The organism is Bacillus sp. HMA207 (assembly GCF_003402455.1).
GTDB lineage: Bacteria > Bacillota > Bacilli > Bacillales > Bacillaceae_G > Bacillus_A > Bacillus_A cereus.
In genome coordinates this window covers 1-24,103 of record NZ_BEZT01000002.1, presented here as the reverse complement: position 1 = coordinate 24,103, position 24,103 = coordinate 1, and the positions used below count along the sequence as shown (strand labels likewise).

The following is a 24,103-nucleotide window of genomic DNA, read 5'->3' as shown; positions in this document are numbered from 1 at the left end:
AAGGAATATTATTTTATCCCCCTATTTTAGAACGCAATGAAATCCCTAAGTCAATTATACCTAAGATCGTCACAAGAGGAAACAGCATCGGAATAAACATGCATGCAATAAAACTAATAATAGGAACCCCTTTAGTAAAACCTTTTCTATACGCTAAAAAGGCGATAAATGTCAGACCTTGCAGTACAAGCAATAGTGCAAATATGACATTTAGGTTAGAAAATACCATATGTAAATATGATGTTGGTTCTACTTTTATAAAAGTTGCTAACAAAATAAATATAACGTAATACCAAATGATACTCTTTGGTAATTGTATATCTTTAAATTTAGGCCAAGATATAACTTCATGTTTTAACTTTTTCAAAACACTACCTGATATTATCACTGTAATCCAAGAAAAACATACTGAAACTAGCACAAGTATACTTGGAAGTAACGATTGTAATATATCATTCATTTGTGCAAGTAGCTCTTTTTGTTCCTTACTAATCGGCATACCTGTAGCACTTACTATCTTTTCGCTTTTCGCCATACTTTCACTAAACATACTTTGCATTTGCTTCATTATATCTATGTTGAAAAACTTTATACTCGCAACATAAATAAGTACAAAACCAATTAAGTATGCAAGCGTCCCCGCTATTAAGATTTCAACTGGCTTTTTTCTTGTTTTATACATATATCCTAAAACAATCCCTATCAATCCAAACATAATTGTCTTCACTAAATTCAGCGGTTGACTCACAATAATAGTAACAAAAAGTGCTGCTACAAAAACCACGAGCACATTAGATAGTTTATGTCTTATCATTAATAGTATAAATGGTAACGGCAACGCAAAAGTTACAACTGTACCCAAAATCGGAACATACATAGATATAAGCAATAAAATTGCATATATAGCTAATAATGCTGCACCTTCTGTAATAAACTTTGTTTGTTTCACATTTTAACCTCTCTTTCAAAAAGAAAAGCATAGCAAAATGCACAGTAGAGTCCGACTCTACTGTGCATTTCATACGCTATTATTCACCAACATATGGTAAAAGTGCCATTTGACGAGCACGTTTAATTGCAACTGTAAGTTTGCGTTGGTATTTTGCGCTTGTTCCTGTTACACGACGAGGTAAAATTTTACCACGCTCAGAAACGAAACGTTTTAATAAATCAACATCTTTATAGTCAATGCGAGTGATGCCGTTAGCTGTGAAGAAACACACCTTACGACGTTTCGCACGTCCACCTTTGCGTCCTGCCATGTCTATTTCCCTCCATTCTTTGTTAAAACTAACAAATTTACTGTATTAGAACGGTAAATCGTCGTCGGAAATGTCGATCGGTTGACCTACATTTGAAAATGGATCGTCATTCTTCGTAAATCCAGAGTTACCTTGGTTACCTGAATTACTAGATTGACCAAATGGGTTAGAGCCTTGGTTACCGAAACCAGCTCCTGATGGTTGCTGATTAAATGAACCACGTTGCTCCCCACCGCCATTACGCGGCTCTAAAAATTGCACGCTTTCCGCAAGAACTTCTGTTACGTATACACGTTTACCATCTTGTCCCTCGTAATTACGAGTTTGAAGACGTCCATCTACGCCTGCTAAGCTACCTTTTTTCAAATAATTTGCTACGTTTTCTGCTTGTTTACGCCATATTACACAATTAATAAAGTCAGCTTCACGCTCACCTTGCTGATTGGCAAATGCGCGATTCACAGCTAACGTAAAAGTAGCTACTGCGACACCATTGGGCGTGTAACGTAAGTCAGGGTCCTTAGTTAAACGACCAACGAGGATAACACGATTCATCAATCGAACCACTCTCCCTTATATATCAATTATTTTTCTTCTTCTTTAACAACGATATGACGAAGGATGTCTTCGTTGATCTTAGCTAAACGGTCGAATTCGTTAATCGCTTCTGCGTTAGATTTCACGTTTAAGATCATGTAGAAACCTTCACGTAAGTCGTTGATTTCGTAAGCTAAACGACGCTTACCCCACTCTTTCGTGTTAATGATTTCTGCACCATTGTTTGTTAAAACACCTGCAAAACGTTCAACTAAAGCTTTTTGAGCTTCTTCTTCAACGCCAGGACGAATGATGTACATAATTTCGTACTTTCTCATTACACTTTCACCTCCTTTTGGTCTAAACGGCCCGTAATGGGCAAGGAGCAATTAATTTATAGTAATTACTCACGAGTTTAGATTATATCATAGTAAGTTATATGAATCAACTCACCAATACATAAAAAACTTGGCAAACATATAATATATTTGCCAAGTTCATATCTTTATTTTTCCTAGGAAATATTAAATTAAACGTTAAAACGGAAGTGCATAACATCTCCGTCTTTTACGATATATTCTTTTCCTTCTAAACGTACTTTTCCAGCTTCTTTTGCAGCTGTCATAGAACCGTTTGTCATTAAATCATCGTAAGAAACTGTTTCTGCACGAATAAATCCACGCTCAAAGTCTGTATGAATAACACCAGCACATTGTGGTGCCTTCATTCCTTGTTTAAATGTCCAAGCACGTACTTCTTGAACGCCAGCTGTAAAGTACGTAGCAAGTCCTAATAGGTCATATGCTGCACGAATTAATTGATCTAAACCAGACTCTTCAATTCCTAATTCTTCAAGGAATACTTTTTTCTCTTCTTCGTCTAATTCAGCGATTTCTGATTCGATTTTTGCACATACAACGATCACTTGAGAATTTTCATTTGCTGCAAATTCTTTTACCATTTGTACGTATTTATTTTCCGAAGGATCGATAATATCGTCTTCACTTACATTCGCTACGTATAACATTTCTTTTGTTGTAAGTAAATGAAGGCCTTTAACAATCTTCATCTGCTCTTCTGTAAATTCAACAGTACGAGCTGGTTTTCCCTCTTCAAAAGCTTCTTTTAAACGAACTAAAATTTCATGCTCATATACCGCTTCTTTATCTTTTTGTCTTGCTAATTTCGCAACACGCTCGATACGCTTATCAACAGACTCTAAGTCCGCTAAAATTAGCTCTAAATTGATTGTTTCAATATCATCAATTGGATCTACTTTCCCTGAAACGTGCGTAATATTTTCGTCTTCAAAACAACGAACAACTTGGCAAATTGCATCTACTTGACGAATGTGAGATAAGAATTTATTTCCTAAACCTTCACCTTTACTAGCACCTTTTACGATACCTGCAATATCAGTAAACTCGAATACAGTCGGAACAGTCTTTTTCGGTTCTACTAATTCCGTTAATTTATTTAAACGCTCATCTGGTACTTCTACAATCCCTACGTTTGGATCAATTGTACAGAATGGATAGTTCGCAGATTCTGCTCCTGCTTGTGTAATTGCATTAAATAAAGTGGACTTCCCTACGTTAGGTAATCCAACAATCCCAGCCGTTAATCCCATATTTTTCACTCCTATGTCTCAATCTTTCATCATTATAGATAGTAACGAAAAAAATGACAAGTTTCCGCCAAACGAAAAAAAGTAACAGTTACCTACTGTAACTGTTACTCTCCCTCTATTCTTCGTGCTTCACAAGTATTTTTTTCACCTTACGATCAAACTCTCTTCGAGGAATCATTACTGAATGGTCACACCCCTCGCACTTAATGCGGATATCCATTCCCATACGAATAATTTTCCAACGATTCTCGCCACATGGATGGGCTTTCTTCATTTCCACAACATCATACAAGTTATATTCCTTTTGCTCCATTCTCCAAACTCCTCTCCATACTAAATTGCTTTTCCACTAACTAATTCTTCACGATTATATAAAACCATACGTGGATATGGAATTTCAATTCCATGTAAATCAAGACGATTTTTAATCTCTTTACGAAGTGCCCTTGCAATAACTGCATGTTGCATCGGTTCTACTTCAGCAATAACACGTAATATAACTTCTGATGCTGCTAATGTTTGCACACCTAATAATTGAGGCGTTGTTACCATTTTTTCGTACTTTGAAGGTAATTCTACTAATAAATCTTCAATAACTTGCTCTGCTTTCGCAATATCAGCCTCATATGAAATAGATACATCAACAAACGCTACACTATTACTAACTGAGTAGTTAGTAACTTGAATAATACTTCCATTTGGTAAAGTATGAATTTCACCTGTCCAACTCTTTACTTTCGTTGTACGAAGTCCAATTTCTAAAACGACTCCTTCAAATTGACCGATTTTAACATAATCGCCAACTGAAAACTGATCTTCTAACAAAATAAATAAACCTGTAATAACGTCTTTCACTAAACTTTGAGCACCAAATCCGACTGCTAAACCAATTACCCCAGCACCCGCTAATAAACCTGATGCATTAATATCAAACACACCTAAAATCGCAATTAGCATAATGAACATAACAACGTACGCTACAATATTTTCAAGTAATTTCGCTACTGTAACTGTACGACGTTCTGAAATTTGAATTGGAGAACGACTCCCCATACGAAACGCATTTCGTACAACCGCCCTTGCAATTCGCACAACAACTGCACCAATTGTTAAAATAATACATATTTTTAATGTCGCAACTCCAATATGAGCCCAACGATCAGCATCTAATAAATACTGTTTCATAGAATTAAACCAATTCGCTAATAAATCCATGTACCTCTACCTCTCTAGCTAAAATTTCTTTTTAGTTACCCTTATTATTGTATCAGAAGTCCCCTAATTGCTGAAAAAATTTTATGATTTTAATCCTATTTTATCCCCGACATCCAGGTATAAAATGGAACGAATATATATATACTAGTACTATTATTTCCGTTTTCATTCACATTTTGCAAAAATTACGCACTTATAACTTTCCATTTTCCTCACCATATAACATATATTGAAAATTTATTAAAAGGATGGGTGCTTCATGAATATTGGAAGTTTTCGCTTACCATTTTTTGAGAAAGAAACTCAAAACGTTATGCACCAAGATCTAGAAGCCTCTGAGATAATCAGTAATTTCTTACTTACCCATATTCCTATTAAAACTAATATACCACTCATTCTCGTTTGTATCGGCACAGATCGCTCTACAGGTGACGCACTCGGCCCATTAGTTGGTACAAAACTTGAACAAATAGACATCCAAAACCTCCAAGTATTCGGTACACTAGATGAGCCAGTACATGCGCTAAATTTAGAAGAGAAAATTCAGAATATACAGAAAGAATATCCTACTGCATTTATAATTGCTGTTGATGCATGTTTAGGAAAGTCCCAAAATATCGGATCAATCACTACTGGAAAGGGACCTAGTAAACCTGGAGCTGCTATGAATAAGAAATTACCTGCAGTTGGTGATTTGCACATACACGGTATCGTCAATCTAAATGGGTTTATGGAGTTTTTCGTTCTTCAAAATACAAGATTAAGTTTAGTCATGAAAATGGCTGATGTAATCGCAAAAAGTATAAAAGAGACGGATCAAAAATTATCCGCATTAAAAAAAGCAAACCATCTATAAATAATAAGATGGTTTGCTTTTTAATTTTTCTGTGCTAATAGTTCTAAAATACGATTTAAATCTTCTTTATTAAAAAATTCAATTTCGATTTTACCTTTTTCTTTTTTCGTCTCTTTAATTTTCACATCTGTGCCAAACTTTTCTCTTAAGAACGTTTCACGTTCCACGAAAAATATATTTCGCTCTTTTTTCACTTTTTTTGTTTCACGTGAAACGTGTTGATTAATCTCTTGGACGATTTTCTCTAATTGACGAACATTTAATCCTTCTTTTTCAATGCGTTTCAATAAGGACTTCAATTGTTCTTCATCTTTTATCGTAAGTAAAGTTCTCCCATGAGCCATTGAAAGTTGACCATTTGCAATCATATCTTGTACGAAAGAAGGTAGGCTTAATAACCGAGTATAATTTGCAATGTAAGGTCTGCTTTTACCAAGACGTTTCGCTAATTGTTCTTGCGTTACATTTAGCTCATTCATTAACATCTGGTATGCCATTGCCTCTTCCATAGGATTTAAATCTTCTCGTTGTAAGTTTTCTAACAACGCAAATTCCATCATTTGCTGTTCAGTTAATTGTCTTACAACCGCAGGTACTTTTTCTAAACCAGCCTCTTTTGCAGCACGAAATCGTCTTTCACCTGCAACAATTTCATATCCTTTAATACTCTTCCTAGCAATTAATGGTTGTAGAATACCGTGTTCCTTAATCGAAATTGCTAATTCCTGAATCGCCTCTTTATTAAAGTGTTTACGCGGTTGATATGGATTCGGCCTTAATTCAGTTACAAGAATCTCCTGAATTGTTTCCTCTTCTTTCACATCTAAATCAGGAAAAAACACATTAATTCCTCTTCCTAATCCTTTAGCCACCTGCAATCACTTCCTCTGCTAAATCTATATACACTTCTGCTCCTCTTGATTTAGCGTCATACTGCATAATAGGTTTCCCATGACTTGGAGCCTCGCTCAAGCGTACATTACGCGGAATAATCGAGCGATATACTTTATCCCTAAAATACTTTTTCACTTCATCTATAACTTGAATCCCTAAATTTGTACGGGCATCCAACATTGTTAACAATACACCTTGAATTGCTAAATTTTTATTTAAATGTTTTTGTACAAGTCGAACTGTATTTAATAGCTGACTTAACCCTTCTAGTGCGTAATATTCACACTGTACAGGAATAATAACAGAATCTGCTGCTGTTAATGCATTAATCGTTAATAACCCTAAAGATGGGGGACAGTCGATAATAATATAGTCATATTTATCACGAACTGGCTGTAATGCTCTTTGCAAACGTACTTCCCGGGAAATAGTCGGTACCAATTCAATTTCAGCACCAGCCAATTGAATTGTAGCGGGTAGAACATCTAAGTTTTCAGTTGCGGTTTTCTGTATAACCCCTTGAACATCTGCATCTTCCACAAGAACGTTGTAAATACATTGATCTAATTCAGATTTTTCAATTCCCACACCAGTCGTTGCATTTCCTTGAGCATCAATATCTACAAGAAGGACTTTTTTACCTACTTGCGCCAATCCAGCCCCTAAATTAACAGATGTTGTTGTTTTTCCAACACCGCCTTTTTGATTAGCAATAGCAATGATTTTTCCCATGATGTCACCTACTTTCAACCTTTCTATCTTATTCTAGTAACAATTACGTTTATTGTAACATGAAATAAAACTTTTTCTTTTACGTCCTTTATTAAACTTCAAAATTTATTTCTAAACTCCTTCTTCATTTAACAAGAAAATATAGTAAAAGAGACCTCTCCAATAGGATAAGGTCTCTAGCACGTCATTATTATTTTTTCTTTGGAATTTTAATTGTAATTTGATAGTACTCATCAAATTCTTCTTCCTCAGAATTAACATTCAAACCACTTTCAGTAACCATTTGTAAAGATTGTCTAATTGTATTCATAGCAATCCTCGTATCTCGACTTACTGCTTTTTGCTTTGCCTTACGCTTCGGTTTCGCTTCCTCTAGTAACTTCGCAATTCGTTCTTCTGTTTGCTTTACATTTAGTTGTTTCTCCACAATTTCCTGTAAAACCTTCAGTTGTAATTCCTCATTTTTTAAAGGAATGAGAGCGCGGGCATGACGTTCTGTAATGCTTTTTTCTAATAATGCACTTTTTATTTCTTCAGGCAACTTTAACAAGCGCAACTTATTTGCGATTGTAGATTGTCCTTTTCCAAGTCGTTGTGCCAATGCTTCTTGTGTTAAATTATGTAACTCAATCAGCTTTTGATATGCCACAGCTTCCTCGATTGCCGTTAGTTCCTCACGTTGCAAGTTTTCAATTAAAGCTACAGAAGCTGTCTCTGTATCATTTAAATTCTTTATAATTGCAGGAACCTTTTCCCAACCTAACTTTGTTGCCGCGCGAAAACGTCTTTCTCCAGCAATAATCTCGTACTTATCATCCTCATATTGCCTTACAACAATCGGTTGAATAAGTCCATGTGTACGAATTGTTAATGCTAGCTCATCAATACGCGCATCATCAAAAACTGTTCTTGGTTGATAACGGTTAGGAGTAATATTTACTATCGGAATTTCTTGTATTTCTTCATATACCTTTTTATCTATCTCTTCATGGCTTTCGTCTTGTAATTCGAATTCGCTCTCTTTATCTCCAAAGCCAAATAAACGAGAAAACGTATTTTTCATACATATTCCACCACCTTTTAGGCCTATTGACTATTCTCCATAAAATGTTTCCTATGAAACATTTACGTTTTCATTTATATAATTTAATCTTACGTCTAATAAGATTTATTTTTCAATAGGTAATTTATTGGGTGTTCCCGGTTTGCGTGGATATTTCTTTGGTGTCTTGCGCTTTTTCTCGATTAATAAAATATTACGTTCACTCTCTTCAAACGGCAATTGGAAAGTAGACATCTCTTTCAACTCTCCGCCTAGCACCTCTAAAGCATACTTGCCATTTTCAATTTCTTCGTTTGCTGCTGCACCTTTCATTGCAATGAATGTTCCTCCAACTTTTACAAGCGGTAAACATAGCTCACTTAATACAGAAAGACGCGCAACTGCACGTGCCATTACAATATCGTATGATTCACGTACACCTTCTTTTTTCCCAAATGTTTCAGCACGATCGTGACAAAATGCAACATCACTTAATTCTAACTTTTGTGCTAAGTGATTTAAGAAATTAATACGTTTTTGCAACGAATCTACAATTGTTACTTTTAAATGCGGGAAACAAATTTTTAAAGGAATACTTGGGAATCCAGCCCCTGCACCAACATCGCAAATTGAGAATGGTTTTGAAAAATCATAATAAAAAGCAGCTGTAATGGAATCAAAAAAGTGTTTTAAATATACTTCTTCTTTTTCTGTAATAGCCGTTAAGTTCATTTTTTCATTCCACTCTACTAATGTTTCAAAGTAGATTTTGAACTGCTCTAACTGTCTAGAAGAGAGGGTGATTCCCTTCTCTTCTAGCATAGATTGAAATTGTTCTATGTTCATCTAGCAATATCTCCTTACTATTTATTGGTTCGATACGCGTGCAATTTTTCCTTGTTCTATATACACAAGTAAAATGGAAATATCCGCTGGATTTACGCCAGAAATACGTGAAGCCTGCCCCATTGAAAGTGGACGAACATCTTTCAATTTCTGTCTAGCTTCTGAAGCAAGGCTAGAAATCGCATCATAATCAATATCTACAGGGATTTTTTTACTCTCCATTTTCTTCATACGCTCTACTTGCTGTAAAGATTTTTCAATATACCCTTCATACTTAATCTGAATTTCAACTTGTTCTTTAACTTCATCACTTAATTCTACTTCACTTGGTACTAAAAGATGAATATGCTCATATGTCATCTCTGGACGACGTAATAAGTCACTTGCACGTATTCCATCTTTCAATTCACTTCCGCCAATATTGCGAATTAATTCTTGAACTTCAGGACGTGGTTTAATAATAATGCTGCTTAAACGTTCCTTTTCCTGTTCAATTTGTAATTTTTTATTTGTAAATCGCTCATAGCGCTCTTCTTTAATTAGTCCAATTTCACGACCAACTTCAGTTAAACGAAGATCAGCATTATCGTGGCGTAATAATAGACGGTATTCTGCACGAGACGTTAATAAACGATATGGTTCATTTGTACCTTTCGTTACAAGATCATCAATTAAGACGCCAATATAAGCATCCTCGCGACCTAAAACAACTTCTTTTTTACCTAAAGAACGGCATGCTGCATTAATTCCAGCCATAAGCCCTTGTCCGGCCGCCTCTTCGTAACCAGAAGTTCCATTAATTTGTCCTGCTGTATATAAATTTTTAATCTTTTTCGTTTCAAGTGTTGGCCATAGTTGTGTTGGCACAATTGCATCATATTCAATTGCATAACCTGTACGCATCATTTCAACATTTTCTAGGCCTGGAATTGTTCTAAGCATGTCACGTTGTACATCTTCTGGTAAGCTTGTGGATAAACCTTGTACATATACTTCTTGTGTATTACGCCCTTCTGGCTCTAAGAAAATTTGATGACGTGGTTTATCATTAAATCTTACTACTTTGTCTTCAATAGAAGGACAGTATCTAGGGCCTGTTCCTTTAATCATACCAGAATACATAGCTGAACGATGTAAATTTTCATCTATTAAACGGTGTGTTTCTGTACTTGTATATGTCAACCAACATGGAATTTGATCCATAATAAATTTCGTTGTTTCAAAAGAGAACGCACGTGGCTTATCATCACCTGGTTGAATTTCTGTTTTACTGTAGTCAATTGTATTACTGTTTACACGCGGAGGTGTCCCTGTTTTAAATCTAACAAGATCAAATCCAAGTTCTTCTAAATGCTCAGATAATGTAATAGACGGTTGCTGATTATTTGGACCGCTTGAATATTTTAAGTCGCCCATGATAATCTCGCCGCGTAAAAATGTTCCAGTTGTAATTACAACGGTTTTTGCTGTATATTCTGCACCAGCTTGTGTAACTACCCCTTTACATACACCTTCTTCAACGATTAAACGCTCTACCATTCCTTGGAACAACGTTAAGTTTGGTGTTTCTTCAATTGTTTTCTTTAATTCATGTTGGTAAGCGAATTTATCAGCTTGCGCTCGAAGTGCACGTACGGCTGGTCCCTTACCTGTATTTAGCATACGCATTTGAATATGAGTTTTATCAATATTACGTCCCATTTCTCCGCCTAATGCATCAATTTCACGAACAACAATCCCTTTTGCTGGTCCACCAACAGAAGGGTTACATGGCATGAATGCTACCATATCCAAATTAATTGTTAACATTAATGTTTTTGAGCCCATTCGTGCTGCCGCAAGACCAGCTTCACATCCTGCATGACCTGCACCGATTACTATGACATCGTATGAACCGGCATTGTATCCCATTGTTTATTCCTCCTAATAATCTCTATCTTTCTACAACTTCACTATATTATTTTCCTAAACAAAATTGAGAGAACAACTGGTCAATTAAGCTTTCATGCACTGTGTCCCCAGTAATTTCACCAAGTATTTCCCACGTTCTTGTTAAATCAATTTGTACCATATCAATTGGTACACCATTTTCAATCGCCTCAACTGCATCACCGATTGTTTTTCCTGCTTGTGTTAATAATCCAATATGTCTCGCATTAGAAACATATGTCATATCTGCAGAATCGATTGTTCCTTCAAAGAATAAATCAGCTATTGCCTTTTCGAGTTCATCTATTCCTTGTTCCTCAATTAAGGATGTTGTAATAACACGATTTCCCGCGGCTAACTCTGTAACACGTTCCATATCAATCGCTTGCGGTAAATCAGTCTTATTCACAATAACAATAAAGTCTTTTCCTTGTACCGCACGGAATAGATCTTCATCCTCATTTGTTAAAGCCTCGCTATAGTTGACAACAACTAATACTAAATCTGCTTGGCTCATCATTTCTTTTGAACGTTCCACACCAATTCGTTCAACAACATCTTCTGTCTCCCGAATACCGGCTGTATCTATAAGTTTAAGAGGTACACCACGCACGTTAACGTACTCTTCAATAACATCACGAGTTGTTCCTGCAATATCAGTTACAATTGCCTTTTTCTCCTGAACAAGACTATTTAATAACGATGATTTCCCAACGTTAGGTCTACCGATAATTGCTGTAGCAATACCTTCACGTAAAATTTTCCCTTGTTTTGATGTTTCTAATATTTTTTCGATTTCCGAACGAACATGCGTCGCTTTCTCAATTAAAATATTATGTGTCATCTCTTCTACATCATCGTATTCTGGATAATCTATATTTACCTCAACATGAGCTAATGTTTCTAATATTTCTTGACGCAAAAGACCAATTAATTTAGATAATCGCCCTTCCATTTGATTAATTGCTACATTCATCGCACGATCTGTTTTTGCTCGAATCAAATCCATAACAGCTTCTGCTTGTGATAAGTCGATACGTCCATTTAAAAAAGCACGTTTTGTAAATTCGCCCGGCTCTGCCAATCGTACTCCTTGTGCTAGAATAAGTTGCAATACTTTATTTACTGAAACAAGTCCACCGTGACAGTTAATTTCCACTATATTTTCACGTGTAAAAGTCCTTGGTGCGCGCATAATAGACACCATAACTTCTTCAATAACTTGATTTGTATCTAAATCAACAATATGACCATAATGAATAGTGTGAGAAGGAACCTCTGTTAAATCCTTCCCCTTAAAAATACGATCAACTTTCTCAACCGCATCATCCCCACTTACTCGAACAATGGCAATTGCACCCTCTCCAAGCGCTGTGGAAATCGCAGCAATTGTATCAAATTCCATGTCCTTTCACCTCACTTGCTTATTTATCTCTATTTCAACATGATTATTTCTTTCACTAAATTATTAGGATACCATAACGAACCTATCTACAAAAGAAGAATAACTCATTTTATTATATCCCCATGTAAAAAACACTAAACTTATTCACAGTGGATAAGTTTAGTGTTTTTTAGTTATCCACATCTATTTTCCGCTCAAAAAAACCGGCACTCATTTGAGCAACCGGTCATTTAGGAGATATTACAACATGCCGATGTGGTTCATTTCCTTCAGAAGTTGTATTGATACCTTGATGATTTGATAATGCCTGATGAATAATTTTTCGTTCAAAAGATGGCATCGGTTCTAAAATAACTCTTTTTTTCGTATTAAATACTTGTTTCGCTAATCGATAAGAAAGTGATTCTAACGTACTTTTTCTTTTACTACGATAATTTTCAGCATCTAGTGTAATACCGATATACTGCTTCGTGTTACGATTCGCGACAAGTTTTGTTAAATACTGTAAAGAGTTCAATGTATTACCTCTTTTCCCAATTAAAACACCTACATTATCACCAGAAATTGTGAATTCGATTTCGCGTCCTTTTACAATTTTACTAATCTCGACTTCCACACCCATATCGTGAATAACATTTCTTAAATATTCTTCACATTCTTGAATTGGATCTTTCTTCAATACAACTTCTACTACTGCAGGGCGATTCCCAAATAAACCTAAGAATCCCCTTTTACCCTCATCGACAATATTTATATCTACTCGATCTTTTGATGTATTTAATTGCCTTAAAGCATCCTCTACTGCCAGCTCGACTGTTTGTCCTTTAGCAGTAATTACACTCACTTGCTTGAGCCTCCAGCTTTACCAGCCTTACTAGCCTTAATCTCTGGCCCTTTAATAAAGTACATTTGAGCAATACCAAAGATATTACCAACAACCCAGTAAAGTGATAATGCAGCTGGGAAGTTAATTGCAAAGATTAAAATCATAATCGGCATAAGCCAAAGCATCATTGCCATTTGTGGATTTTGACCAGCTGTTCCTGCCATTGCAAGCTTTTGCTGAATAAATGTCGTAATTGCTGCAACGACTGGTAAGATATAGAACGGATCTGCCTTTCCTAAATCAAACCATAAAAATGTATGTTCACTAATTGCTGTTGTTCTCATAATCGCATGATAAAACGCGAATAAAATAGGCATCTGAACAAATATCGGTAAACATCCTGCCAATGGATTTACACCATTCTTTTGATATAACTGCATCATTTCTTGTTGTAGTTTTTGCTGTGTTGCTTGATCTTTAGAACTATATTTCTCTTTTAACTTCACCATTTCTGGTTGTAACGCTTGCATTGCCTTTGTACTCTTCGTTTGTTTAATCATTAATGGTAATAATGCAAAACGAATGATAAGAGTTGTAATAACAATTGCTAAACCGTAATTACTGTTAAATAATTCGGCAAAATACGTGATTAACTGAGAAAGCGGATATACGAAATATTCATTCCAAATCCCAGTACTTTTCGATGTAATCGGCTGACCCGTTTCACTACAACCGGTGGCAATCGCCATTAATGCAACGACCATGGCTAGTAAACCTAATTTCTTTTTCAAAGCCTACTCCTCCTTGTATCGGTATGTATATAGTGTAATTCATTTCCTTACGCTACTTTTTTATTCTTTTCATACCAGAGCGTTTAAAGACATGAATTAAGCTTTTCTTTACTTCTTCATATGTCATCTCTGCACAAGGCTTCCTTGCTATTATAACAAAATCTTTTCCAGAAGCTATCTCATCTTTTAACTCTGTAATAGCCTGACGGACCATGCGCTTAATTCGATTACGAACTACTGCATTTCCTATTTTCTTGCTAACAGAAAGGCCGATGCGAAAGTTTGGCTGTTCTTCTTTATCTAATTGGTATACAACAAACTGACGATTTGCATTTGATTTTCCTTTTTGAAAAACCGCCTGGAATTCATCATTCTTCTTTATACGATGTTTTTTCTTCATATCAATTGACACTCCTGTATTTCATCAGCGGAAATTCACTATTATTAGAAAAAAAGACCACTGAACGATCAGTGGTCTACGCAGATAATACTTTTCTTCCTTTACGACGACGAGCTGCTAGCACTTTACGTCCGTTCGCTGTGCTCATACGGCTGCGGAAACCATGTACTTTGCTGCGCTTACGTTTATTTGGTTGGTAAGTTCTTTTCATTATATGACACCTCCCTGAGGAATATCTGTTAAAGACAGTCCTATAAATTATAGTTAATTAACTAGGAAAATGTCAATGGTTCTAGAAATTTTCATCAAATATTCATTTTGAACCTATTCACATACTTTTTCACAGCACCTATATTTCCTTGTGGATAAATATTTTTTCGCGTTTTTTATATCCACAAACTTTTTTCACACTTTTACACAGTATATCGTGTTGTGGACAAGTTTATTCCACAAGGTATTGATTTTGTGGATAACTTTCTTAAATTCATTGCTATAGCCACTTTTTTTTGATATTATAGTTGTGTTTTCACTTTGAATAAGTTTTCCACATCTTTATCTTATCCACAATTTGTGTATAACATGTGGACAGTTTTAATCACATGTGGGTAAATAGTTGTCCACATTTGCTTTTTTTGTCGAAAACCCTATCTCATATACAAACGACGTTTTTAGGTTTTAAAATACGTTTCGTATAAATATACATTTTATATTTATTAGGTTGTACATTTGTTGCGCAACCTTATTCTTTTACCAACTTAGTAAAGGAGGGACACCTTTGGAAAATATCTCTGATTTATGGAATAGTGCCTTAAAAGAATTAGAAAAAAAGGTAAGCAAGCCTAGTTATGAGACATGGTTAAAATCCACAACGGCTCATAACTTGAAGAAAGACGTATTAACGATTACAGCTCCGAATGAATTTGCTCGTGACTGGCTAGAATCTCATTACTCCGAACTAATTTCAGAAACACTATACGATTTAACAGGGGCAAAATTAGCAATTCGCTTTATTATTCCCCAAAGTCAAGCTGAAGAGGACATTGATCTGCCTCCAGTTAAGCCGAATCCAGCACAAGATGATTCAGCTCATTTACCACAGAGCATGTTAAATCCAAAATATACATTCGATACATTTGTTATTGGCTCTGGTAACCGTTTTGCCCATGCAGCTTCATTAGCTGTAGCTGAGGCGCCAGCTAAAGCGTATAATCCACTCTTTATTTACGGAGGAGTTGGACTTGGAAAGACACATTTAATGCACGCAATTGGTCATTATGTAATTGAACATAATCCAAATGCAAAAGTTGTATATTTATCATCAGAAAAATTTACAAATGAATTTATTAACTCTATTCGTGATAATAAAGCTGTTGATTTTCGTAATAAATATCGCAACGTAGATGTTTTATTGATAGATGATATTCAATTTCTTGCTGGAAAAGAACAGACTCAAGAAGAGTTTTTCCATACATTTAATGCATTACACGAAGAAAGTAAACAAATTGTAATTTCTAGTGACCGACCACCAAAAGAAATTCCAACTTTAGAAGATCGTCTTCGTTCCCGCTTTGAATGGGGACTTATTACAGACATTACGCCGCCAGATTTAGAGACACGAATTGCGATTTTACGCAAAAAAGCAAAAGCTGAAGGGCTTGATATACCAAATGAAGTTATGCTTTATATCGCAAATCAAATTGATTCAAATATTCGTGAATTAGAAGGTGCACTTATCCGAGTTGTAGCTTATTCATCTTTAATTAATAAAGATATTAATGCTGATTTAGCAGCTGAAGCACTTAAAGATATTATTCCAAATTCTAAGCCGAAAATTATCTCTATTTATGATATTCAAAAAGCTGTCGGGGACGTTTATCAAGTGAAATTAGAAGATTTTAAAGCGAAAAAACGTACAAAATCAGTTGCGTTTCCTCGCCAAATTGCAATGTATTTATCGCGCGAGCTTACAGATTCCTCTTTACCAAAAATAGGTGAAGAATTTGGTGGACGTGATCATACAACAGTTATCCATGCCCATGAAAAAATCTCTAAACTACTAAAAACCGATACGCAATTACAAAAGCAAGTTGAAGAAATTAATGGTATTTTAAAGTAGTAGCTGAATAGTGTGAATAACTTACCTTGTTTTACGCACAGTCTATCCACATGTAGATAGACTGTTTTTACATCCTTTAGCGGAGTTATCCACATATCCACAAGCCCTATTACTATTACTACTACTTTTTATCTTTATTAATTAAATAAAATCTTATACTTACCGGAGGTTTTTCTTTATGCGTTTTACAATACAAAAAGACTATCTTGTAAGAGGTGTACAAGATGTAATGAAGGCAGTTTCTTCTCGTACAACAATCCCAATTCTTACGGGAATTAAAGTTGTAGCAACTGAAGAAGGAGTTACATTAACAGGAAGCGATGCTGATATTTCTATTGAATCGTTTATTCCAGTCGAAGAAGATGGAAAAGAAATTGTAGAAATAGCTCAATCAGGAAGCATTGTTTTACAGGCAAAATATTTTAGTGAGATTGTAAAAAAACTACCTAAAGACACTGTCGAAATTTCTGTAGAAAATCATTTTATGACAAAAATAAAATCTGGAAAATCAGAGTTTAACTTAAATGGTTTAGATTCTGCAGAATATCCGTTATTGCCACAGATTGAAGAACATCATGTATTTAAGATACCAACAGATTTACTTAAACATATGATCAGACAAACTGTATTTGCAGTTTCTACTTCTGAAACAAGACCAATCTTGACAGGTGTAAACTGGAAGGTATATAACAGCGAGTTAACTTGTATTGCAACAGATAGTCATAGGCTGGCACTTCGAAAAGCAAAAATTGAAGGACATAATATTGCAGATGAATTCCAAGCTAATGTTGTTATTCCAGGTAAGAGCTTAAATGAATTAAGTAAAATTTTAGATGAGTCTGAAGAAATGGTAGATATCGTTATTACGGAGTATCAAGTATTATTCCGTACAAAACATTTATTATTCTTCTCAAGATTGTTAGAAGGGAATTATCCTGATACGACACGTTTAATTCCGGCAGAGAGTAAAACGGATATTTTTGTGAATACAAAAGAATTCCTACAAGCAATTGATCGCGCTTCACTATTAGCAAGAGATGGCCGCAATAACGTTGTTAAATTATCAACTTTAGAGCAAGAAATGCTAGAGATTTCTTCGAATTCACCAGAAATCGGAAAAGTTGTCGAAGAAGTACAATGCGAAAAAGTAGATGGAGAAGAGTTAAAAATATCTTTTAGTGCAAAATATATGATGGATGCATTGAAAGCTTTGGATAGTACAGAGATTAAAGTTAGCTTTACTGGGGCGATGAGACCGTTCTTAATTCGTACAGTAAATGATGATTCAATTATTCAATTAATTTTACCTGTTCGTACTTACTAGGTAAGGAATAAGGGTTGCTAGTTTAAAGATGCTAGTGGCCCTTATTTGATTTTTGGGTATTACTTTCCTAATGCTAGTTTATTTAGTACAATGAAAGAATGAACACTTTCAGAAAGTGAGCGATTTTATGAAACGTATTAAAATTTCAACAGAGTATATTACACTAGGACAATTTTTAAAGTTAGCTGATGTAATTGATACAGGTGGCGCTGTAAAATGGTTTTTACAAGAATATGAAGTGTACGTGAACAACGAACTTGAAAATAGAAGAGGTCGCAAACTATATGCGAATGATGTTATTGAAATTCCAGGAAGCGGAACTTTCCAAGTTCAGGCATAAAGGGGGAGCCCTTTGTTTATTTCAGAAATACAATTAAAAAACTATCGCAATTATGAAAAATTAGAGCTTTCCTTTGAAGATAAGGTAAATGTAATTATCGGCGAAAATGCGCAAGGGAAAACAAATTTGATGGAAGCTATTTATGTTTTAGCGATGGCGAAATCTCATAGAACCTCTAATGATCGCGAACTTATCCGCTGGGATGAAGATTTTGGTCAAATAAAAGGGAAATTACAAAAAAGAAACAGTTCTTTGTCTTTGGAATTAAATATTTCGAAAAAAGGTAAAAAGGCAAAATTAAATCAACTTGAACAACAAAAGTTAAGTCAATATATTGGCGTGATGAACGTTGTCATGTTTGCCCCAGAAGATTTAAATCTTGTAAAAGGAAGCCCTCAAGTAAGAAGACGCTTTTTAGATATGGAATTAGGACAAATAGCTCCTGTATATTTGTATGAATTAAGTCAATATCAAAAGGTGCTCACGCAACGAAATCACTTGTTGAAAAAAATGCAAGGGAATAGTAAGAATGAGGAAACGATGTTGGATGTATTTACACTTCAACTAATTGAGCATGGTGCGAAAATACTGCAAAAACGTTTTGAATTTTTGCATTTGCTACAGGAATGGGCAGCTCCAATTCATCGAGGTATAAGCCGTGGATTAGAAGAGTTAGAAATTGTCTATAAACCAAGTGTAGATGTATCAGAATCAATGGATTTGTCGAAAATAAAAGAAGTATACTATGAAAGTTTTCAATCTGTGAAACAACGTGAAATTTTCCGTGGTACGACTTTGATTGGTCCTCATCGTGACGATTTACAATTCTTCGTTAATAGTAAAAATGTTCAAGTCTTTGGTTCGCAAGGACAACAACGAACGACCGCACTATCCCTAAAATTAGCTGAAATTGAATTGATTTATTCAGAGGTTAAAGAATATCCAATCCTTTTGTTGGATGATGTTTTATCAGAATTAGATGATTATCGTCAATCACATCTTTTAAATACAATTCAAGGAAAAGTGCAAACATTTGTTACAACGACGAGTGTCGACGGAATTGAACACGAAACATTAAAAGAAGCGAAAACAATTCATGTAACGAACGGCACTGTAGATTGTGAAATAGATAGGGAATAACCCCTGTTTAAATGGAAAAGTAGGTGATCTTTGTGTCAATGGAACAAAAGCAAATGCAAGAAAATGCATATGATGAAAGTCAGATACAGGTGCTTGAAGGACTAGAGGCAGTTCGGAAACGCCCTGGTATGTATATTGGATCTACAAGTGGAAAAGGGCTTCACCATCTTGTTTGGGAAATCGTAGATAATAGTATTGATGAAGCACTTGCAGGTTATTGTGATGAAATTAATGTTAGTATCGAAGAAGATAATAGTATTCGTGTAACGGATAATGGGCGTGGTATTCCGGTTGGTATACAAGAAAAAATGGGACGTCCAGCTGTAGAAGTTATTATGACTGTTCTCCACGCCGGTGGTAAATTTGGCGGTGGCGGTTATAAAGTTTCTGGTGGTTTACATGGTGTTGGGGCATCGGTTGTAAATGCTCTATCAACAGAATTAGAAGTATTTGTACATCGTGAAGGTAAAATCCATTACCAAAAATATGAAAGAGGTATTCCGGTTGCGGATTTAAAAGTCATTGGTGACACAGATCAAACAGGAACAATAACTCGATTTAAACCAGATCCGGAAATTTTCCAAGAAACAACAGTATACGATTTTGATACGCTAGCAACTCGTATGCGTGAATTAGCGTTTTTAAATCGTAATATTAAATTAACAATTGAAGATAAACGTGAACATAAGCAAAAGAAAGAATTCCATTACGAAGGTGGAATTAAATCATACGTTGAGCATTTAAATCGCTCAAAACAACCGATTCATGAAGAGCCTGTGTACGTAGAAGGTTCAAAAGATGGTATTCAGGTTGAGGTTTCTCTTCAATATAACGAAGGATACACAAATAATATTTACTCATTTACGAATAACATCCATACGTATGAAGGTGGTACACATGAGGTAGGTTTTAAAACAGCTTTAACTCGTGTAATCAACGACTATGGTCGTAAAAATAGCATTTTAAAAGATGCGGACAGTAATTTAACTGGTGAGGATGTTCGTGAAGGTTTAACAGCAATTGTATCAATCAAGCATCCAAATCCACAATTTGAAGGACAAACGAAGACAAAACTTGGGAATAGTGAAGCGAGAACAATTACAGAGTCTGTATTCTCAGAGGCATTTGAAAAGTTCTTACTAGAAAATCCTAATGTAGCGCGAAAAATTGTAGAAAAAGGTACGATGGCTGCACGTGCACGTGTAGCTGCGAAAAAAGCGCGTGAATTGACACGTCGAAAGAGTGCGTTAGAAGTTTCAAGTTTACCTGGTAAATTAGCTGATTGCTCTTCGAAAGATCCAGCAATTAGTGAAATTTACATCGTAGAGGGTGACTCTGCGGGTGGATCTGCAAAACAAGGACGCGATCGTCATTTCCAAGCAATTTTACCGCTGAAGGGTAAAATTATTAATGTGGAAAAGGCGCGCTTAGATAAGATTTTATCAAATGATGAAGTTCGTACAATTATTACGGCAATCGGTACAAATATTGGTGGAGACTTCGATATTGAAAAAGCACGCTATCATAAAGTTATTATTATGACCGATGCCGATGTTGATGGTGCACATATTCGTACCCTATTATTAACGTTCTTCTATCGTTATATGCGTCAAATAATTGAGTGTGGTTATATCTATATTGCACAGCCGCCATTGTTTAAAATACAACAAGGTAAAAAAATTCAATATGCTTACAACGATAAGGAACTTGAAAAAATCTTAGCTGAGCTACCAGCCCAGCCGAAACCAGGAATTCAACGTTATAAAGGTCTTGGGGAGATGAATCCAACTCAGCTATGGGAGACGACAATGGATCCAGAAGTACGTTCGTTACTTCAAGTTTCTCTTCAAGATGCAATAGAAGCAGACGAAACGTTTGAAATTTTAATGGGTGATAAAGTAGAACCGCGTCGTAACTTTATCCAAGAGAATGCAAAATACGTGAAGAACCTTGATATTTAAATGAGTAATGACAGGAATCTAAGTATTCCTGTCTTCTACATATAAATCAATGTATGTGTAACGGAAATGTAAGAGGAGGTGCTCGTTGATGTCAGACAATCAACAACAAGCACGAATTCGAGAAATTAATATTAGTCATGAAATGCGTACCTCATTTTTAGATTACGCAATGAGTGTTATCGTATCTCGTGCATTACCAGATGTTCGTGATGGATTAAAACCTGTGCATCGTAGGGTTTTATATGCGATGAATGATTTAGGAATTACAGCTGATAAAGCGTATAAGAAATCAGCACGTATTGTCGGTGAAGTAATTGGTAAGTATCACCCTCATGGTGATTCAGCCGTTTATGAAACAATGGTACGTATGGCGCAAGATTTTAGTCAACGTTATATGCTTGTAGATGGGCATGGTAACTTCGGTTCTGTAGATGGAGATTCAGCAGCAGCAATGCGTTATACAGAGGCAAGAATGTCTAAGATTTCTATGGAATTAATACGTGATATTTCAAAAAATACAATTGATTATCAAGATAACTATGATGGTTCCGAAAGAGAACCGATAGTACTACCAGCGCGTTTCCCTAATTTATTAGTAAACGGTACAACAGGTATTGCTGTTGGTATGGCAACAAATATACCGCCGCATCAGCTTGGCGAAGTAATTGATGGTGTGCTGGCATTAAGTCATAATCCTGATATTACTATCGCAGAATTGATGGAATATATTCCTGGTCCAGACTTTCCGACGGCAGGTTTAATTTTAGGAAGAAGTGGAATTCGAAGAGCTTATGAAACAGGTCGCGGTTCCATTATGCTTCGTGCTAGGGTTGAAATTGAAGAGAAGTCAAACGGTAAACAATCTATTATCGTAACTGAACTACCTTATCAAGTTAATAAGGCGCGATTAATTGAAAAAATCGCAGAATTAGTTCGCGATAAGAAAATTGAAGGTATTACAGATTTACGTGATGAATCAGATCGTAATGGTATGCGTATTGTCATGGAAGTACGTCGTGATGCTAATGCAAATGTACTATTAAACAATCTATATAAACATACAGCGCTTCAAACAAGTTTCGGTATTAATATGTTGTCTCTTGTAAATGGGGAGCCACAAGTACTAAATTTAAAACAAAATCTATATCATTATTTAGAGCATCAGAAGGTAGTAATTCGTAGACGTACTGCTTATGAATTAGAAAAAGCAGAAGCACGTGCTCATATTTTAGAAGGATTACGAATTGCTTTAGATCATCTTGATGAAGTTATTACGTTAATTCGTAGTTCAAAAACGGCAGATATTGCAAAGCAAGGCTTAATGGAACGTTTTGGTTTAAGTGAGAAACAAGCGCAAGCGATTTTAGATATGCGTCTGCAACGCTTAACTGGATTAGAACGTGAAAAAATTGAGCAAGAATATCAAGACTTAATGAAGTTAATTGCTGAATTAAAAGCGATTTTAGCAGATGAAGAAAAAGTTCTTGAGATTATTCGTGAAGAATTAACAGAAGTAAAAGAGCGTTTCAATGATAAGAGACGAACAGAAATTACAATTGGCGGTATGGAATTTATTGAAGATGAAGATTTAATTCCTGAACAAAACATTGCGATTACGTTAACTCATAACGGTTATATTAAGAGGTTACCAGCTTCTACGTACAAAACACAGAACCGTGGGGGACGTGGTGTGCAAGGAATGGGTACGAATGATGATGACTTTGTTGAACATTTATTAACAACGTCTACTCATGATCATATTTTATTCTTTACAAACAAGGGTAAAGTATACCGTACGAAAGGATATGAAATTCCAGAGTATAGTCGTACTGCAAAAGGACTACCAATTATTAACCTATTAGGGGTAGATAAGGGTGAGTGGATTAACGCTATTATTCCGATTCGTGAATTTGGTGACGATCAGTTCTTATTCTTTACGACAAAACAAGGGGTTTCTAAGAGAACACCACTTTCATCATTTGCAAATATACGTACAAATGGTTTAATTGCAATTTCTCTTCGTGAAGAGGATGAAGTAATATCTGTACGTTTAACATCGGGTGATAAGGATATTATTGTCGGGACAAGTAACGGTATGCTAATTCGTTTCAATGAACAAGATGTTCGTTCTATGGGACGTAATGCTGCAGGTGTTAAAGCTATTACGTTGGGCGATGAAGACCAAGTTGTAGGTATGGAAATTGTCGAAGAGGATGTAAATGTTCTAATTGTAACGAAAAATGGTTACGGAAAGCGTACACCGATTGATGAATACCGTCTGCAAAGTCGCGGTGGTAAAGGTCTGAAAACTTGTAACATTACAGATAAGAACGGTAAATTAGTAGCTGTTAAGTCTGTTACAGGTGAAGAAGATATTATGTTAATTACAGCGGCAGGCGTTATTATTCGTATGCCAGTTGATCAAATCTCTCAAATGGGACGTAATACACAAGGTGTTCGTCTAATTCGATTAGAGGAAGACCAAGAGGTAGCGACGGTAGCAAAAGCACAAAAAGATGAAGGGGAAGAAACGAGTGAAGAGGTTTCTTCAGAAGAATAAGAGAGGGGATTTTCCCTCTCTTTATTTTTTTATAATAATACTTGCATAGGGAAGAGAAAGCCTATATAATAGGCAGAGTCAGCAAATGAGAGATACAACTTATCGAAAAAACTTGTTGACGAAAATAATATAGTATGATATATTATAAAAGTCGCTGAAACGCGATATTGAACTTTGAAAACTAAACGAAACAAACAACGTGAAACGTCAATTTTTATTTTAGATGCTAGACAAACTAACTTTATTGGAGAGTTTGATCCTGGCTCAGGATGAACGCTGGCGGCGTGCCTAATACAT

General features: G+C 35.5%; 24 protein-coding genes. 7 read left to right on the top strand and 17 right to left on the bottom strand.

Going from position 1 to position 24,103, the window contains the following annotated elements; all coding sequences use genetic code 11:
- Window positions 1–13: 13 nt before the first annotated feature.
- From HMAS_RS20685 to HMAS_RS20655, 7 genes are all read right to left on the bottom strand, one after another.
- A complete protein-coding gene (locus tag HMAS_RS20685; protein WP_000814840.1) occupies window positions 14–949 on the bottom strand; it encodes a YybS family protein in 936 nt (311 codons plus the stop codon).
- Window positions 950–1,028: 79 nt separating this feature from the next.
- Window positions 1,029–1,262 carry a 30S ribosomal protein S18 gene (rpsR, locus tag HMAS_RS20680; protein ID WP_000918873.1) on the bottom strand — a complete coding sequence of 78 codons (234 nt, stop codon included), beginning with the start codon at window positions 1,260–1,262 and terminating at the stop codon, window positions 1,029–1,031.
- A gap of 45 nt (window positions 1,263–1,307) precedes the next feature.
- Window positions 1,308–1,820, bottom strand: a complete 513-nt coding sequence (gene ssb / locus HMAS_RS20675; protein WP_000981966.1) for a single-stranded DNA-binding protein — start codon at window positions 1,818–1,820, stop codon at window positions 1,308–1,310.
- Window positions 1,821–1,846: 26 nt separating this feature from the next.
- Window positions 1,847–2,137, bottom strand: a complete 291-nt coding sequence (gene rpsF, locus HMAS_RS20670) for a 30S ribosomal protein S6 (protein WP_001233778.1) — start codon at window positions 2,135–2,137, stop codon at window positions 1,847–1,849.
- A 191-nt stretch (window positions 2,138–2,328) separates the two neighbouring features.
- Window positions 2,329–3,429, bottom strand: a complete 1,101-nt coding sequence (gene ychF / locus HMAS_RS20665) for a redox-regulated ATPase YchF (protein ID WP_000524657.1) — start codon at window positions 3,427–3,429, stop codon at window positions 2,329–2,331.
- A 115-nt stretch (window positions 3,430–3,544) separates the two neighbouring features.
- A complete protein-coding gene (locus HMAS_RS20660) occupies window positions 3,545–3,742 on the bottom strand; it encodes a DUF951 domain-containing protein (protein WP_000435485.1) in 198 nt (65 codons plus the stop codon).
- Between the two features lie 20 nt (window positions 3,743–3,762).
- Entirely contained in the window at window positions 3,763–4,644 is an 882-nt protein-coding gene (locus HMAS_RS20655; protein WP_116344997.1) for a mechanosensitive ion channel family protein, read from the bottom strand.
- A gap of 259 nt (window positions 4,645–4,903) precedes the next feature.
- On the opposite strand from HMAS_RS20655, the gene yyaC reads away from it, so the two are divergent.
- Window positions 4,904–5,500 (top strand): spore protease YyaC, encoded by a 597-nt coding sequence (gene yyaC / locus HMAS_RS20650; RefSeq protein ID WP_001020714.1) that lies wholly within the window; start codon window positions 4,904–4,906, stop codon window positions 5,498–5,500.
- A gap of 20 nt (window positions 5,501–5,520) precedes the next feature.
- Here the strand turns inward: yyaC and spo0J are convergent, their stop codons facing one another.
- From spo0J to rpmH, 10 genes are all read right to left on the bottom strand, one after another.
- Complete coding sequence (gene spo0J, locus HMAS_RS20645; RefSeq protein ID WP_001051832.1) at window positions 5,521–6,372, bottom strand: stage 0 sporulation protein Spo0J; 852 nt, start codon at window positions 6,370–6,372, stop codon at window positions 5,521–5,523.
- Window positions 6,365–7,126, bottom strand: coding sequence for a sporulation initiation inhibitor protein Soj (gene soj / locus HMAS_RS20640; RefSeq protein WP_000516115.1), 762 nt, complete (start codon window positions 7,124–7,126; stop codon window positions 6,365–6,367). Before soj ends, spo0J begins: the two co-directional genes overlap by 8 nt.
- Window positions 7,127–7,316: 190 nt before the next feature.
- Window positions 7,317–8,189 (bottom strand): nucleoid occlusion protein, encoded by an 873-nt coding sequence (gene noc / locus HMAS_RS20635; RefSeq protein ID WP_000799016.1) that lies wholly within the window; start codon window positions 8,187–8,189, stop codon window positions 7,317–7,319.
- A 105-nt stretch (window positions 8,190–8,294) separates the two neighbouring features.
- Window positions 8,295–9,014: a 16S rRNA (guanine(527)-N(7))-methyltransferase RsmG gene (gene rsmG / locus HMAS_RS20630; protein WP_001019628.1), complete on the bottom strand. Its 720-nt coding sequence runs from the start codon at window positions 9,012–9,014 to the stop codon at window positions 8,295–8,297.
- Window positions 9,015–9,035: 21 nt separating this feature from the next.
- Entirely contained in the window at window positions 9,036–10,925 is a 1,890-nt protein-coding gene (gene mnmG / locus HMAS_RS20625) for a tRNA uridine-5-carboxymethylaminomethyl(34) synthesis enzyme MnmG (protein ID WP_000541031.1), read from the bottom strand.
- 46 nt (window positions 10,926–10,971) lie between these two features.
- On the bottom strand, window positions 10,972–12,348 hold the full coding sequence (gene mnmE, locus HMAS_RS20620; RefSeq protein WP_000393757.1) for a tRNA uridine-5-carboxymethylaminomethyl(34) synthesis GTPase MnmE: 1,377 nt from the start codon (window positions 12,346–12,348) through the stop codon (window positions 10,972–10,974).
- Between the two features lie 226 nt (window positions 12,349–12,574).
- Window positions 12,575–13,192 carry an RNA-binding cell elongation regulator Jag/EloR gene (jag, locus tag HMAS_RS20615; RefSeq protein WP_000111516.1) on the bottom strand — a complete coding sequence of 206 codons (618 nt, stop codon included), beginning with the start codon at window positions 13,190–13,192 and terminating at the stop codon, window positions 12,575–12,577.
- Window positions 13,189–13,965 carry a YidC family membrane integrase SpoIIIJ gene (spoIIIJ, locus tag HMAS_RS20610; protein WP_025710390.1) on the bottom strand — a complete coding sequence of 259 codons (777 nt, stop codon included), beginning with the start codon at window positions 13,963–13,965 and terminating at the stop codon, window positions 13,189–13,191. The genes jag and spoIIIJ overlap by 4 nt, the downstream gene beginning before the upstream one ends.
- Before the next feature lie 52 nt (window positions 13,966–14,017).
- Window positions 14,018–14,365: a ribonuclease P protein component gene (gene rnpA, locus HMAS_RS20605; RefSeq protein WP_000726619.1), complete on the bottom strand. Its 348-nt coding sequence runs from the start codon at window positions 14,363–14,365 to the stop codon at window positions 14,018–14,020.
- A gap of 76 nt (window positions 14,366–14,441) precedes the next feature.
- Window positions 14,442–14,576, bottom strand: a complete 135-nt coding sequence (gene rpmH / locus HMAS_RS20600) for a 50S ribosomal protein L34 (RefSeq protein ID WP_000831901.1) — start codon at window positions 14,574–14,576, stop codon at window positions 14,442–14,444.
- Between the two features lie 564 nt (window positions 14,577–15,140).
- Between rpmH and dnaA the strand changes: the two genes are divergently transcribed.
- From dnaA to gyrA, 6 genes are all read left to right on the top strand, one after another.
- Entirely contained in the window at window positions 15,141–16,481 is a 1,341-nt protein-coding gene (gene dnaA, locus HMAS_RS20595) for a chromosomal replication initiator protein DnaA (protein ID WP_000428017.1), read from the top strand.
- Between the two features lie 178 nt (window positions 16,482–16,659).
- Window positions 16,660–17,805, top strand: coding sequence for a DNA polymerase III subunit beta (dnaN, locus tag HMAS_RS20590; RefSeq protein WP_001212884.1), 1,146 nt, complete (start codon window positions 16,660–16,662; stop codon window positions 17,803–17,805).
- A gap of 127 nt (window positions 17,806–17,932) precedes the next feature.
- Window positions 17,933–18,145: a S4 domain-containing protein YaaA gene (yaaA, locus tag HMAS_RS20585; protein WP_000821364.1), complete on the top strand. Its 213-nt coding sequence runs from the start codon at window positions 17,933–17,935 to the stop codon at window positions 18,143–18,145.
- Window positions 18,146–18,157: 12 nt separating this feature from the next.
- Window positions 18,158–19,285: a DNA replication/repair protein RecF gene (gene recF / locus HMAS_RS20580; RefSeq protein WP_000470745.1), complete on the top strand. Its 1,128-nt coding sequence runs from the start codon at window positions 18,158–18,160 to the stop codon at window positions 19,283–19,285.
- Between the two features lie 38 nt (window positions 19,286–19,323).
- Window positions 19,324–21,246 carry a DNA topoisomerase (ATP-hydrolyzing) subunit B gene (gene gyrB, locus HMAS_RS20575; protein ID WP_000435982.1) on the top strand — a complete coding sequence of 641 codons (1,923 nt, stop codon included), beginning with the start codon at window positions 19,324–19,326 and terminating at the stop codon, window positions 21,244–21,246.
- 88 nt (window positions 21,247–21,334) lie between these two features.
- Window positions 21,335–23,806 carry a DNA gyrase subunit A gene (gene gyrA, locus HMAS_RS20570; RefSeq protein WP_025710392.1) on the top strand — a complete coding sequence of 824 codons (2,472 nt, stop codon included), beginning with the start codon at window positions 21,335–21,337 and terminating at the stop codon, window positions 23,804–23,806.
- Window positions 23,807–24,103 lie beyond the last annotated feature (297 nt).

Bases quoted from the DNA above. Each gene is read 5' to 3' on its own strand.
- mnmE (WP_000393757.1), bottom strand. From the start codon at position 12,348: ATGGAATTTGATACAATTGCTGCGATTTCCACAGCGCTTGGAGAGGGT.
- HMAS_RS20655 (WP_116344997.1), bottom strand. From the start codon at position 4,644: ATGGATTTATTAGCGAATTGGTTTAATTCTATGAAACAGTATTTATTA.
- dnaN (WP_001212884.1), top strand. From the start codon at position 16,660: ATGCGTTTTACAATACAAAAAGACTATCTTGTAAGAGGTGTACAAGAT.
- rpsF (WP_001233778.1), bottom strand. From the start codon at position 2,137: ATGAGAAAGTACGAAATTATGTACATCATTCGTCCTGGCGTTGAAGAA.
- gyrA (WP_025710392.1), top strand. From the start codon at position 21,335: ATGTCAGACAATCAACAACAAGCACGAATTCGAGAAATTAATATTAGT.
- soj (WP_000516115.1), bottom strand. From the start codon at position 7,126: ATGGGAAAAATCATTGCTATTGCTAATCAAAAAGGCGGTGTTGGAAAA.
- rpsR (WP_000918873.1), bottom strand. From the start codon at position 1,262: ATGGCAGGACGCAAAGGTGGACGTGCGAAACGTCGTAAGGTGTGTTTC.
- ychF (WP_000524657.1), bottom strand. From the start codon at position 3,429: ATGGGATTAACGGCTGGGATTGTTGGATTACCTAACGTAGGGAAGTCC.
- HMAS_RS20660 (WP_000435485.1), bottom strand. From the start codon at position 3,742: ATGGAGCAAAAGGAATATAACTTGTATGATGTTGTGGAAATGAAGAAA.
- yyaC (WP_001020714.1), top strand. From the start codon at position 4,904: ATGAATATTGGAAGTTTTCGCTTACCATTTTTTGAGAAAGAAACTCAA.
- mnmG (WP_000541031.1), bottom strand. From the start codon at position 10,925: ATGGGATACAATGCCGGTTCATACGATGTCATAGTAATCGGTGCAGGT.
- gyrB (WP_000435982.1), top strand. From the start codon at position 19,324: ATGGAACAAAAGCAAATGCAAGAAAATGCATATGATGAAAGTCAGATA.
- yaaA (WP_000821364.1), top strand. From the start codon at position 17,933: ATGAAACGTATTAAAATTTCAACAGAGTATATTACACTAGGACAATTT.
- rsmG (WP_001019628.1), bottom strand. From the start codon at position 9,014: ATGAACATAGAACAATTTCAATCTATGCTAGAAGAGAAGGGAATCACC.
- rnpA (WP_000726619.1), bottom strand. From the start codon at position 14,365: ATGAAGAAAAAACATCGTATAAAGAAGAATGATGAATTCCAGGCGGTT.
- noc (WP_000799016.1), bottom strand. From the start codon at position 8,189: ATGAAAAATACGTTTTCTCGTTTATTTGGCTTTGGAGATAAAGAGAGC.
- rpmH (WP_000831901.1), bottom strand. From the start codon at position 14,576: ATGAAAAGAACTTACCAACCAAATAAACGTAAGCGCAGCAAAGTACAT.